Below are 13061 nucleotides of genomic sequence, written 5' to 3' on the forward strand. Positions count from 1 at the left end.
TCTGCGTGAGATAAAAAAAACTTCTAACTAATAAAAATATGTACTGGAATAAAGGTCATCAACTACACAATGGTAAATACATCATTGAAGACGAATTAGGACAAGGTGCTTTCGGCATCACCTATAAAGCCGTACACAGCCGAATTAACCTACCAGTTGTAATTAAAACTCCTAACATGCGCCTCATACGGGATAGACAATATCCCCGCTATGTAGAGAAATTTATCCAAGAAGCTGAATTATTAGGGCAACTTTGCCAAGCACCTCATCCAAATATTGTGCGGGTAATTGATTATTTTGAAGAAGGCGACAGCAAGACACCCTGCTTAGTAATGGAGTTCATTGCTGGTAAAAATTTATTTGATTTAATCGAAGGTGAAGTAATAACACCACTACCAGAAACAGAAGCTATAAAATATATTTGCCAAATTGGTAATGCATTAGCAGCGATGCATGAAAATTCAATAGTACATCGTGATATTCATCCCGGCAATATCATGTTGCGAAGTGGTAACCAGCCTATTTTAATAGACTTTGGTTTAGCTGGAGATATTGCTCCTGCAACTTCTTTTTCTAAAAGGTTTGGCAATGAACATTTTGCTCCTTATGAGCAATTCAACGGTAGCAAAGAACCAACAGTTGATATTTATGGTTTGGCAGCAACACTTTACTATGTAGTAATCGGTAAAAAGCCTACAAGTTCTTGGGATCGCAAATATCATCAAGTTGATTTAATTGAACCAAAGCAACACAACCGAAGTATTAGCGAGGAATTAAATCGTGCAATTCTTGAGGGAATAAGGTTAGAAGCAAATGAACGTCCAAAAACGATGGAAGAATGGTTAAATCTATTAGTTAACCAAAAGACATCGAATGTTAAAATAATGAAGTTAAAAGAAAATGAACGCCCAAAAACGATGAAAGAATGGTTCATTTCCTTATTTAACCAAACTACATCTGATGACCAAACTACATCTGATGACCAAACTAAATCTGATGATTTGAGTTCAGAAGTAGGGGTAGATTACAAAAAACTAAGAAACTACCTAGCAGCAGGAAAATGGAAGGATGCTGATTATGAAACTTATTTAGTGATGCTTCAAGCTGTACGTCGTAAAAAAGGTGATTGGATTAGAAGAGAAGAACTATTAAACTTTCCTTGCAAAGACCTCCGCACAATTGACCGCTTGTGGGTAAAATATAGCAATGGACGCTTTGGCTTCAGGGTTCAGAAGGAAATTTACCTCAGCGTTGGTGGTAAGCCTGATGGTAAATATAACAAACAAGCGTGGGAAAAGTTTGGCGATTGCGTAGGATGGAGAATGGATAGTAACTGGATAACTTACAACAATTGTACTTTTGATACCTTAGCGCCTGTGGGACACCTTCCCGGATACCTCCCAGGGTGGCGCATTCAGGCGCATTGGGGGGTTCTTTTCTCTCGCATCGCGACTTGTAAAGTCTAACATTTAAGGCCTTCAGAAATTTGTAAATTAATCATTATTCCTGCCAGCAAGCGACTACCCCAGTAATTCCATTTCTCTGGTTTTGCCTGTGGTGCTTAAAACCATGATAATTAAACTAGGAAGTAATTTCAGTATTATTTGTGGAAACTGATAGCGTAGTCAACAATAACAATCAAATACTACCATTACCCCCAGAGGCTGACAGAGAAGAGTTAGAAAGCGTTGTGCAGGTGTTAGCAAACGTCACTAAGCTCCCTGTTGAAGTGGTTAAGCCACATTTGGATGCATTGCTTGAGCAGTTGATGAAATCAAAACAGGAGCAACCATTTTACAAAACTGCGACGGCTATTGAGTGGATAACAGCTTTTCGGGAATGGGCAGAGAGCCATAGACGAGATACGCCCTTGTTATCAGAGTATGCTTTAAGTCGGGCAGGAATATACGATGATGACGAGTCTGAAGATATTTAAGTGACTTATCTTGTCGATACCAACTTATTGCTACTAAGCGTACAGCCACACCATCCCATCCGTGAGAACTTCTCAACAGATACCAATTCTCTATGAAGATGCGCCTATTTATTTTGGAATGTAGCGAATTAACCTCAGCGCCCCTTTGCGCTAACTTCAGCGTACCTTTGCGTTGAAAAAATCTAATATTTGGCGCAGCCTCATAAAGAAACGATATGAGTTCTGACTCCTGAATTCTGAATTCTCACACTTTTACCACTTTGCCACCTCTTGCCGCACTTCTTCCATATCTAAATAATCATTAATAAAAGCCTTCCGTAAAAGTGGATGAGGAATAAATTCATCATACTTTTGAATTTCCGGCGCTTCTGAACTACTAACTAAATCTTCTGCGCTAATCCTTTGCTCACATAATGAAGCAATTTCACGAGAAAGATATTCAAATTTACCTTTACCTAATTTAATTGTCAAATAATAAGGACTCACCCCACCAATACTTTTAATTTCCAACGATTCCCGACACCAAGAGTTAAGCAATCTTTCCAAAGTGCGATAACCAACAGTACCCATCCAAGGAAAAATACAACATTTACCTTTTTCCAACTTCAAAATATTCTGCTTCTCTAATTCCACTCCCCGCACCAATTGACGAACCGCCTGTAATCTTTGCAAAGCATTCTTTTGCAAATAACTATACTCAACATCCTCAAATAAAACTTGCCGCATTCGTTGCAAAACTCTTGTATGAATAGTCCCACCGCCACCACGCCAATAAATACTAGCTTTACCCTCAGCTTGTTTGACAACAATAGCTCTTTTCTTGAAGTCAACTTCTACAACTTCCCAAGTTCTCCCAGCTAAAGCAAATTGATTACCAACAGGAACCGGCGCAGCAATACTGCCAATTTCCGTTGTACCATGCTTCACAATATATTCTTGTTGCTCAGCAAACACAGCATAAAACTGAAATTTTCTCACTACTTTTTCTCCTGCCAAACCCAGGATTAATTTCCCTTGTTCAGTATGTTGAATATGACCGATATCAATTAAATAACGTAGCAATAGCCGAAAATCTTCTTGGGAAATAGCAGCAAAGGGTGGCAGACTAAAAATTTGTTTAGCTAAAGCATTAGGTGAAATTTCCCCCGTTGCTGTTAAAATACTCATTGTTTGATGATAAAGCAAACTCAAAGGATATTTAATCGGTTTAATTGGTTCAATCCACTTTTCCTCCATATAAAGCTGAATAATAGCGATACATTGTAAAAGTTGCCAGGGAATTTGTTCTGGCAGAGAAGCTTCTGATAATGGCTGTTCTTCAGCACAAATAAAGCGCATATCAGCAGCTTCACCTCTTCTACCACTGCGTCCCAAGCGCTGTAAAAAGCTAGCTACAGATAAAGGTGAATCTAACTGAATGACTCGCTCTAAATGACCGATATCTATGCCTAATTCCAGAGTTAGAGTTCCAGCAGTCACAGCAGGATTGTTGGGTTCGCGCATGGCATTTTCAGCCGCTTGCCGCAAACTAGCAGATATACTCCCGTGATGGACATGATAGATATCTGGTAATTTTTGTTCTGTGGCAATTTTTCGCAAAGATGCAATTATAGATTCGGTGCGCGTGCGATTATTTGCAAATATTAGGCATTTGCGAGATTTGCTGAGGTTAAAAATATATTGTTCGTAAGCTGTTGCCTCTGATTCATCAACTTCATCATTAATATAAAAATGTTCAATAGCTAGTTTTATTTGGCGTTTTATTCCATCTATTTTGGGAGTAATTACTGGCTTATCGGTTCCAGAACGCAACCACTCTTCAGCTATACAATAATCGCCGAGAGTTGCCGACAAACCAATACGGCGGGGTTGTTTTTGTGTGGCTTTTGCTAAACGTTGTAATTGACAAATAATTTGACAACCGCGTTCTGAACCCATAAATGCGTGAATTTCATCGATAATCACAAACCTTAAATCACCAAATAAGCGAAGTAGGTCGTTATTTTTGTTAATTAACAAACTTTCTAGAGATTCTGGTGTAATTTGGAGAATGCCTTGAGGATTTTTTAAAAGTTTATTTTTTCGAGTTTGAGAAACATCGCCGTGCCAGTGCCAAACTGGAATATCTGCTTCTTTGAGTAAGTCGTTGAGACGCTCAAATTGGTCATTAATTAATGCTTTGATGGGACTAATATATAACGCACCTATGGTACTAGCAGGGTAGGTGTGTAATAAAGTCAAAACTGGGAGAAAGGCTGCTTCTGTTTTACCGGCAGCAGTTGCAGCAGCAACTAGTAAGTGAGCATCGGTGTCAAATATGACTTGGCAAGCGGCAATTTGGACTGGTCGTAATTCAGTCCACTGGTGATGGTAAATATATTGTTGGATGAAGGGTGCGAGTCGGTTGAAGGCGTTGTTCATGTTTTTTGTCTCACGCAGAGGCGCAGAGGCGCAGAGAAGAGAACGCAAAGGAGATTTTTGGAACAGGTTTATTGGTTATTTACAAATGACATTTTCATCCTATTGACTCAAGCTAGATTAGCATTTGTCGGTCAAACTGAAGTTATGAGGGTAAGTATATAATGAGGCAAAACAGATGAGTAAGCATAAGGAACGTTTGCGTGTAATCCTTGCTATAGCAATTATTGTGGTTGGAGTCACACACTTTCTGATTCCAGAACCATACGTCAAAATTATGCCACCGCAACTTCCTTATCCTTTGGAATTAGTTTATCTGAGTGGTTTTTATGAAATTTTGGGTGGTATTGGGTTATTAGTCCCGCCTGTAAGTCAAGCTGCTGCTTGGGGACTTATTGCTCTTTTTATTGCGGTTTTCCCTGCCAATATCAATATGGCGGTTAATCATATTAAGCTCGAATATATACCAGATTCACCTTGGGTACACGTTGTCAGACTTCCTTTTCAAGCAGTTTTAATTGCTTGGGCTTGGTGGTACACGAAACCTTCTGATTGGGAAAAACAAGCTTCTCTGATTCCCAAGTCACTCATTCCCAAAGAATTAGAATTGAAATGAGGGTGTTTTTTTACTCAATTAACACTTTTGTCTATTTACGTAATTTATATCGAACCATGCGCGTTGCAACTTTGTTTGGCATAACACTTTCGTTGGCAATTGGTACTGCGGAAGTTACTGTTCCAGTGACTCAAGCAGTGCAACTCAGAGATGGTATAGTCTATTTTGTCCAACCGCCAAGACTGGTTGAGGCCATAACTATTTACAAAGATGTAAATTTTCCAGGCGGGACTTACTACTTTACGATCGCTGTGCCGGAAAATGCTGGAGAATCTCTTCAGAAGGTGGCGATCGCTCAACGTGAAGGAGGAGAGAATATACAATACCATCTTGATGATACCCGTGCATTTGTGGGAACACGCGATCGCAAAGGAGCGAAATTAACACTAGGCCCAGTTACCAGAGAACGCAAAACACGCACAATAACTGTGAACTTTGACCCACCTGTGACTCCAGGACAAACAATTACAATTGGCCTGCGCCCCATAAGTAATCCCAGTTTTTCTGGTGTTTATTTACTAGGTGTCACAGCATTTCCACCAGGTGAAAAATCCCACGGTCAATTCCTTGGCTTTGGGCGGTTTCAGTTCCAGAGTATTGGGAGAGACTTGTGGTTCCCATAATAAATATTATTTCATTCAATGAAGCATGAAAAGATTATTAATTACTGGAGCTAGTGGTTTTTTAGGATGGCATCTTTGCCAGCTTGCAAAACAAGAATGGGAAATTTATGCTACTTATTTATCCCATCCTATAGAAATTCCTGGCGTTAAAATATTAAAAGTTAACTTGACAGACTTTCAAGAATTACAGTACATATTTAGTACCATCAAACCAGCAGCAGTTATTCATACCGCTGCTCAGTCACAACCAAACTTTTGTCAAATTCATCCTGAAGAATCACACGCAATTAATGTTACAGCATCCTGCAATATTGCCGGACTTTGTGCGGATAATTCTATTCCTTGTGCTTTTACCTCAACCGACTTAGTGTTTGATGGTTTAAATGCTCCTTATTGCGAAACAGATTCTGTCTGTCCTGTAAACATTTACGGCGAGCAAAAAGCCATAGCTGAAGCAGGTATGCTAGAGCGATATCCCATGACCGCAGTATGCCGAATGCCCTTAATGTTTGGCACAGCAACACCCACAGCAAAAAGTTTTATTCAGCCATTTATTCAAACTTTAAAAGACGAGAAAGAACTAAACTTATTTATTGATGAATTCCGCACACCAGTAAGTGGAATAACTGCGGCAAAAGGATTGTTATTAGCATTAGAGAAAGTTAACGGTATTATTCACTTGGGTGGAAAAGAGCGCATTTCTCGCTATGATTTTGGTCGGCTATTAATCGAGGTATTTGAACTCCCCACCATAGGACTGAAATCTTGCCGACAACAAGATGTGAAAATGGCAGCACCTAGACCAACAGATGTTTCTTTAGATAGTTCTAAAGCATTTGCATTGGGTTATCAGCCTTTATCTATCAAAGAAGAATTACAGAAGTTAAAAGGGCGGTTATAAACCAATACAGTTCAGAATGAGCAACAAAACCCTCATGTAGAGACGCGATTTATCGCGTCTTCTCTAGACCAATTATCGACACCATTAACCCTTAACCCAAGCGTATTGGGTTATAAACCGCATCTACACAAACAAAACCCACCGACCTGGATTTCAATTGAAAACCGCTGTAGCAACCAAAAAAATACCACTATTTGGCTACTACAACTTCATCAAACGCAGTATTTACAGATACTTCTTTCCAAGCATCTAGTTCTGCTTTCACCAACTCCAGTTTAGTATTAATGGCATAAATTGCATCTTCTCCTAACACCAATCTCAGTGGTGGATTATCGCTATCAACTGCTTGAATTATTGCCAAAGCCGCTTTCTTAGGATCGCCTGGTTCTTGAAATTCCAATTTCTGATCTAAGATATCCCGCGCACCTTTACGCATCTCACCAATCACTGGTTCATAGTCATTGATTTCGATATCAGCGATAACAAGAGAACGCGTAACAAAATCTGTACGAAATGCACCAGGTTCGACTATTGTGATTTTGATACCAAGGGGTGTAACTTCCTGAGCTAATGCTTCGGAAATTCCTTCTACCGCAAATTTAGTACCATTATAAATTCCCGTACCAGCATAGCCCACAAATCCACCCACTGATGAAATATTAATGATGTGTCCACTGCCTTGCTGTCGCATACAAGGTAGTACTGTCCGTAGGACTTCTAAGACACCAAAAAAGTTTGTTTCAAACTGACGGCGAACTTCTTCATTGCTGACTTCTTCTATAGCCCCTAAAATTCCATATCCAGCATTATTAACAAGTACATCAATGCGTCCAAATTTCGCAATTGCGTGTTTTACTGCTTCCCGTACCTCTTCAGGTTTGGTGACATCAAGTTGCACCGCCAATGTATGTTCTGGAAAACTTGCTGCTAAATCTTCTATTAACTGTGGATTCCTTGCAGTTAGCACTACAGTTTCACCCGACTCAAGCAGTGTTTCTGCTAATGCTCGACCCAAGCCTTTTGAACTACCAGTAATAAACCATACTCGTGTTTTATTAATTGAGAATGTTACCATAAAAAATCTCCATTTTTAACAAAAAACAATTCAGGAGTCAGTAGCCAGAATTAAATTTTTAATCCTGTGTGACTAGCGTATGAATAAACGGTGAAACACCAAACCAAAAGAATTAGTTTTGGCTCTTAATTCTCTAATTTTTCCTTCTGATACCATTTCACTAAAACCCTGATACATATAGATTTCGCGTAGGGGCACGGCAATGCCGTGCCCCTACCAACGTATTTGTATCATAATTAAAGTGAAACGGTATGACTTCTGAATTCTGAATTCTTCTTTAAACGCACATCTGCTTACTAAATGTTGCCAGATGTTTCCTGCATCTTTTTCCGGAGGCTAAGCGGTCTCATATCAGTCCAGACTTCTTTGATGTAATTCAAACATTCTTGCTTCAAACCATCTTTTCCAACATCCTTCCAACCAATAGGGTTTTCGCGGTCAGATGGCCAAATAGAATATTGTTCTTCATGATTAACTACAACTTTGTAAATTGTTGTGTCTTCTTTGTCGTCTTGATACATAACTAACCTGTTGATTTGAATTAATTAAACTTTGCACTTTGGTAAAAATCCAGTTCATTAACCTTAATAACTGGTACGTCAAAATTTGATTAGTGGTTTTAGATTTACCTATTTGGTTGCTTCAACTTTGAGAGAACTTAAAAATTGAAATTCTAAAAATGTTAATAAAAATACAATTATCATAAATAAAACATCTGCAACAAGCATTCCATAATATATGCCCCTGACACCTGAGATTCTGGAAAACAATAGTACCAATGGTACAGTTAAGATTATGCTTCTTAATACAATTACTAATAACACAGTTTTACCTTTGCCTATAGATAGAAAAAGAGTATTGCTAAAGTATGCTAAAGGCCATATCGGTATTAAAATAGTCAAAATTATAAAATTTATTAGATCATTATCGGTAAAATTAACATCTGGAAGAATTATACCTAAAAACGTCCTTGGAAATAATTGTAAAGGCAACCAAATTAATATTGATAAAAAAGTTCCAATAATTGCAAAAGTTAAGTATGCTTTTTTGATCCTTTCATGATTTTGTGCGCCATAGTTCATGCCAATTATAGGTTGTAATGCTTGGGCAAAACCAATGATGGGAATAAATACAAATGAAGAGACTTTGCCTGTTGCTCCGAAGAAAGCAATATCACTACTTGTTCCGTAGTCAGAAATTAAATTAAAAACTACAAATTCTTGAACTAATATGGCAAATGGATAAAATAATTCTGATATTCCAACTGATAAAATTGCGCGAATTAAGTCTATGGCGATCGCTATTTTTTTAAAATTAACTGAAATAGAACTTTTACCAAAAATAAAATACGCTAAGTTGGCAATGCTATAAACAACCATTGCCATAACTGTAGCAAGAGCAATTCCTTGAGTTCCCGAATGAAATACACTAATAAACACATAATTTAATCCAATATTAACAAAAACAAAAAGCCAATCAAATATTGAGGTTAACCTAATCTGTCCTTCTGATTTTATGACCTGACTGCAAGCTTCTGCTAGTATCAAAAATACCGAGCCTAGTACATAAATCTTAAAATATTTTGTGCCTTCTAAAGCAACTTCACCACTTCCACCCATTAATAAAATTAATTCTTCACCAAAACAATAACCAATAATTGTGATGAACAATGAAATAACAATACTCATCACTATTAAATTGCCAAATATTTTGGACTGAGTTTTGATATCTCCAGAACCAATAGCTCGACTGAGAACAGAAGCAGAACCCACCCCAATAGATAAAGCAAATCCATTTATTATACCTACAAGTGGCATTGCAAGTGAGATACCAGCCAAAGCATTTTCACCAATAAATCTCCCTGCAAATAAAGCATCAATAAAAGTATTTAAACTCAGCATCAATATCCCCAGGGTACTAGGAATTGATAACTTGAACATCAACTTAATAAGATTACCTTCAAGGATTTCATTAGTGATTTGAGATTGTTTTTGCGAGGTCATTTTTTAGTTTTCGGATTTACTGTTTATTGAACATTGACCAAACGGCTAACGCGATACTGCTTCACTGCTTCTAACTCCATCTCTTTTGTTGAGTTAAATGCAGTCATGACCTCGCTGCAAACTTCTACTCTGGCTTCATAAGTACCTGATGTACTGCCATCTCGAAGTGCAAAATCAATCTGAACTTCTGCCCATTCACCATCCTTTTCCATCGCCAGTATTTTGCCTGCTTTCAAATAATTTAGCCAACTCCAACCAGACTGCATCCAAATTTCGCGTTCAGCAATTTGCTCAAATTTGCTTAAACCAGTCCATCCTCGGTAGTATTGAAGCAAACGAGAAACTGAGCCATTTTCTTGCACTAATAAATCCAATACATCTGGCTCTAAATGTCCCCACAAACAACCTTGGGGTAAATCAACTAACGTCGGGGCAAACTGATGACCACCAAAGTGAGTTGTTTGCCAGACTCGTAATTTTCCATTAGAAGCAGGAGCATATTCTTTACGTAATTGTCGATATATGGGAGTCCCAAATCTGCCACAAGCAAGGTCAACTTGAGCATGGGTGCAAACCATCAATTCACGAATTTCACTTGTTTGTTGTTGATATTGTTGAAATTGCGATAAATCGTTGGATTGTTGCATTAACTGCTGAAATATTGCTGTCAACAAAGCAGGGGTTTTACTTTCTGGAACAATAAACTCTTGTTTCTCAAATTGAGAAAACAGTTTTGCAGGGCGGTAATAGTAGAAAACGCGGGTAAAGCCGGGATGAGAATACTCACGGTCAGGAGCAATTAGCATCGGTTTTAAATTAACCTCATACTGAGAAATTAACTTTTGGAATAAACCGATTACTGACTTGATAGTTGGATTTTCTTGAAATATTTCTTGCGGCCAAGGTTGTGGAACTTCCATAATCAACCAATGTTCACAAGTACCTGCTGTCCCAATTAGGTCTTCTCCATTAGCTTTAGAAACCAAGGAACAAAAACGACATTCTCTTGGCAGAATTTCGTGAGTATGCTGAGTTGGCATATTTACTATATTTGCTCTAACTAGTATTTAAAAAAAGAAATAGCAATTATTAATCTAATCCCATTCCTTTCCGCATATCCTGATAAAAATTGTCATAAAAGTATTGGTGCGGCACTAATCTTTTATACAACGCATACAGGGTAAGATACCATGATGATTGCACGACAAAATATTGTCTTTTAGGTTTACGAGCTTCCAAAGCCTCCAAAATTGTATTTGCCACTTTTTCAGGTGGTAAACCTGCGGTGCGATTGTCTCCTACTGCACCTTCCATATATATTTTGTAATTTTTGCCATATATTGCTTTAACTTCTGGCGACATATTCGCTAATGTTTGTTGATAACTAGCTTCTACTTTATCAGCCTGTTCTGGGGTTATTATTCCTGCTGGTAAAATAGAAATTACCTCAATTCCACTAGAATGTAATTCCATTCGTAAAGAATCTGTAATTGATTCGATCGCAAATTTGGAAGCAGATAAAAGACTTCTATAAGGTAGAGCTAATCTGCCACAAATTGCACTGATATTAATAATGCGACCTTTTGCTTTTCTAATTAATGGTAAGAATGCTTGTGTAACAGCAATTTGACCAACAACATTGACTTCAAAATTAAATCTAATATCATCTATTGGAATACATTCTAAAGGGCCATCTACGGCGACAACTGCGTTATTAATTAAGGCGAATAAGCCTGCATCGCCAACTGCTAGCGAGACAAATTCGGTAGCAGATTTAATTTCTTGGGCTTTTGTGATATCCATAATAATTGGAGTTAAATTACCAGATGCAGCTTGCTTTAGTGACTGTGCATCTTTCTCAGTGCGGACTCCAGCAAAAACGTTATACCCTTGCTTAGCGAGTGAAAGCGCAGTCGCTCGACCTAAACCTGTGGATGTTCCTGTAATGACAACTGCGCCTTTATGACTCTGATTCATACCTATTTCCTCCCAGAAAAAATGTATTTTTATGCCCGAAAAGTTAAATTTAGAAATATGGCGTATGTCAGCTGAATAAAAAACTAAATTCAAGAGCTAAACCAAGTCAGAAACAAGTGGCTGCGACTTTTCTTGATGCTGACGCCGACCATGCATAACCATCTTCACGCCACTCTCGGCGTAACATTGATCGTTGGAATGCTTTTGTCGTTCTGGTCGCTTGTTAACCAGCGTTAATTTATAGTTTGAAAGAATTGTTGCTAACACAAGCTTCATTTGAAAGATAGAAAAAGACCCTGCAATACAACTACGAGCGCCACCACCGAAGGGGATAAATTCATAGGGAGAGAATTTTTTTTCTAGAAAGCGCTCTGGCTTAAATTCTTTCGGCTCTGGGTACACATCTTCACGTTGATGTGTTGAATAAATATTGGTAAAGAGTACTGTACCTGGAATTAACTCATACCCCATGATTTCCACTGGGGACATTACCACCCTTGGCAGCGAGAACATCGAACTTGGGTAAATTCGTAAAGTTTCGTGACAAACAGCATTAAGGTAGGGTAATGCGACAATCCTCAGAGGATCTGGATTTTCACCAAGGCTATCAAGTTCCTCAAGCAGTTGCTCCCGAACATCTGTTAAACGATGGACCCAGTATAATAACCAAGTAAGCGAATCTGTTGCACCATTATTACTTGCTGATATAGGCAAAAACAGGAGATCGCGCACTTCTTCATCGCTTAATGGTTCACCTGTTTCATCACAAGCAAATATCAGATCAGAGAGCATATCACTACATGAAGGATCTGCTTGCTTGCGACGTTCTTTAACTTCATCGTATAAAAATTGAAAAATTTCTTTTAGAAGATACTTATGGTATCCCCACGGACTTAATCGCCCTAAATCCAATTGTGTAAAAGGCAATTTTTTTATGATATTAAACAGAGTAGATTTTTCATATTTCATGCAAGAGGTATATAAATGTTTTATTTTTTCATAACGCTCTCCTTCTCGTAATCCAATCACAACCTCTATAGCTACTTGCAAGGTAATTTTTGATAAGATTTCATTGGCAATGAAAGTTTTAGGGTAGGCGTAGCCCGCCGCAGATATCGCCTGTTGATTAATGATTTTTTTGGTGATTTCACAAATAGTTTTTCCACTAGCATTCATCCGCTCTCCGTGGTAAGCCTTCATCAAGATAGAACGGCGATGTTTGTGAACTAAACCATCAATATGAAGGATTCCTTGCTGTCCCATTTGTCCGACTGAAATTGGGGAATCTCCTGGGGGAATAGTAGAGATTGTAATTTCTTTAGTATTAGTTAAATACTGCTTTATTCCTGAGGGATTGCTGACATAAACTATTGGTGTCGAACCAGACGTTATAGTTACAATGTCGCCATAGCGTTTGTAAATAGCATCTAAACAGTCAAGCGGGTTGTTATCGAGTTGCTGACGTAGTAGCCATAAGGGTGTTTTAGGTCCAGGAGGTAGTGTCATAAATCT

The 13061-nt window shown here is 38.2% G+C and carries 12 protein-coding genes; 5 read left to right on the forward strand and 7 right to left on the reverse strand.

Annotated elements, in window-relative coordinates:
* The first annotated feature begins 38 nt into the window (after positions 1–38).
* Entirely contained in the window at positions 39–1466 is a 1428-nt protein-coding gene (locus tag IQ276_RS26600; protein ID WP_193914909.1) for a serine/threonine-protein kinase, read from the forward strand.
* Positions 1467–1606: 140 nt separating this feature from the next.
* On the forward strand, positions 1607–1936 hold the full coding sequence (locus tag IQ276_RS26605; RefSeq protein ID WP_228042903.1) for a hypothetical protein: 330 nt from the start codon (positions 1607–1609) through the stop codon (positions 1934–1936).
* 252 nt (positions 1937–2188) lie between these two features.
* Here IQ276_RS26605 and IQ276_RS26610 read toward each other — a convergent pair whose 3' ends face one another.
* Complete coding sequence (locus tag IQ276_RS26610) at positions 2189–4357, reverse strand: DEAD/DEAH box helicase (RefSeq protein WP_193914907.1); 2169 nt, start codon at positions 4355–4357, stop codon at positions 2189–2191.
* A gap of 175 nt (positions 4358–4532) precedes the next feature.
* On the opposite strand from IQ276_RS26610, the gene IQ276_RS26615 reads away from it, so the two are divergent.
* The 3 genes from IQ276_RS26615 to IQ276_RS26625 are packed head-to-tail and all read left to right on the forward strand — an operon-like array spanning position 4533 to position 6494.
* The gene (locus tag IQ276_RS26615; protein WP_193914905.1) at positions 4533–4970 is read left to right on the forward strand and encodes a DoxX family protein; all 438 of its coding nucleotides are present in this window, start codon (positions 4533–4535) and stop codon (positions 4968–4970) included.
* A gap of 56 nt (positions 4971–5026) precedes the next feature.
* Positions 5027–5593, forward strand: a complete 567-nt coding sequence (locus tag IQ276_RS26620; RefSeq protein ID WP_193914915.1) for a DUF2808 domain-containing protein — start codon at positions 5027–5029, stop codon at positions 5591–5593.
* Between the two features lie 25 nt (positions 5594–5618).
* Complete coding sequence (locus tag IQ276_RS26625; RefSeq protein WP_193914903.1) at positions 5619–6494, forward strand: SDR family oxidoreductase; 876 nt, start codon at positions 5619–5621, stop codon at positions 6492–6494.
* Positions 6495–6684: 190 nt separating this feature from the next.
* Here the strand turns inward: IQ276_RS26625 and IQ276_RS26630 are convergent, their stop codons facing one another.
* The 6 genes from IQ276_RS26630 to IQ276_RS26655 all read right to left on the reverse strand — a co-directional run bounded on the left by IQ276_RS26630 (position 6685) and on the right by IQ276_RS26655 (position 13055).
* Positions 6685–7569, reverse strand: coding sequence for an oxidoreductase (locus IQ276_RS26630; protein WP_193914901.1), 885 nt, complete (start codon positions 7567–7569; stop codon positions 6685–6687).
* 296 nt (positions 7570–7865) lie between these two features.
* Complete coding sequence (locus tag IQ276_RS26635; protein WP_193914899.1) at positions 7866–8090, reverse strand: MbtH family protein; 225 nt, start codon at positions 8088–8090, stop codon at positions 7866–7868.
* Positions 8091–8198: 108 nt separating this feature from the next.
* Positions 8199–9572 (reverse strand): MATE family efflux transporter, encoded by a 1374-nt coding sequence (locus IQ276_RS26640; RefSeq protein ID WP_193914896.1) that lies wholly within the window; start codon positions 9570–9572, stop codon positions 8199–8201.
* 23 nt (positions 9573–9595) lie between these two features.
* Positions 9596–10612: a ferredoxin family protein gene (locus IQ276_RS26645; protein WP_193914894.1), complete on the reverse strand. Its 1017-nt coding sequence runs from the start codon at positions 10610–10612 to the stop codon at positions 9596–9598.
* Between the two features lie 49 nt (positions 10613–10661).
* Positions 10662–11549, reverse strand: coding sequence for an SDR family NAD(P)-dependent oxidoreductase (locus IQ276_RS26650; protein WP_193914892.1), 888 nt, complete (start codon positions 11547–11549; stop codon positions 10662–10664).
* Positions 11550–11645: 96 nt separating this feature from the next.
* On the reverse strand, positions 11646–13055 hold the full coding sequence (locus tag IQ276_RS26655) for a cytochrome P450 (RefSeq protein WP_193914890.1): 1410 nt from the start codon (positions 13053–13055) through the stop codon (positions 11646–11648).
* Positions 13056–13061 lie beyond the last annotated feature (6 nt).

It is taken from the genome of Desmonostoc muscorum LEGE 12446 (assembly GCF_015207005.2).
Classification (GTDB): Bacteria; Cyanobacteriota; Cyanobacteriia; order Cyanobacteriales; family Nostocaceae; genus Nostoc; species Nostoc muscorum.

Coding starts and splice junctions, on each gene's coding strand:
- IQ276_RS26630 (WP_193914901.1), bottom strand. CDS start 7,569: ATGGTAACATTCTCAATTAATAAAACACGAGTATGGTTTATTACTGGT.
- IQ276_RS26655 (WP_193914890.1), bottom strand. CDS start 13,055: ATGACACTACCTCCTGGACCTAAAACACCCTTATGGCTACTACGTCAG.
- IQ276_RS26635 (WP_193914899.1), bottom strand. CDS start 8,090: ATGTATCAAGACGACAAAGAAGACACAACAATTTACAAAGTTGTAGTT.
- IQ276_RS26620 (WP_193914915.1), top strand. CDS start 5,027: ATGCGCGTTGCAACTTTGTTTGGCATAACACTTTCGTTGGCAATTGGT.
- IQ276_RS26610 (WP_193914907.1), bottom strand. CDS start 4,357: ATGAACAACGCCTTCAACCGACTCGCACCCTTCATCCAACAATATATT.
- IQ276_RS26645 (WP_193914894.1), bottom strand. CDS start 10,612: ATGCCAACTCAGCATACTCACGAAATTCTGCCAAGAGAATGTCGTTTT.
- IQ276_RS26650 (WP_193914892.1), bottom strand. CDS start 11,549: ATGAATCAGAGTCATAAAGGCGCAGTTGTCATTACAGGAACATCCACA.
- IQ276_RS26600 (WP_193914909.1), top strand. CDS start 39: ATGTACTGGAATAAAGGTCATCAACTACACAATGGTAAATACATCATT.
- IQ276_RS26615 (WP_193914905.1), top strand. CDS start 4,533: ATGAGTAAGCATAAGGAACGTTTGCGTGTAATCCTTGCTATAGCAATT.
- IQ276_RS26640 (WP_193914896.1), bottom strand. CDS start 9,572: ATGACCTCGCAAAAACAATCTCAAATCACTAATGAAATCCTTGAAGGT.
- IQ276_RS26625 (WP_193914903.1), top strand. CDS start 5,619: ATGAAAAGATTATTAATTACTGGAGCTAGTGGTTTTTTAGGATGGCAT.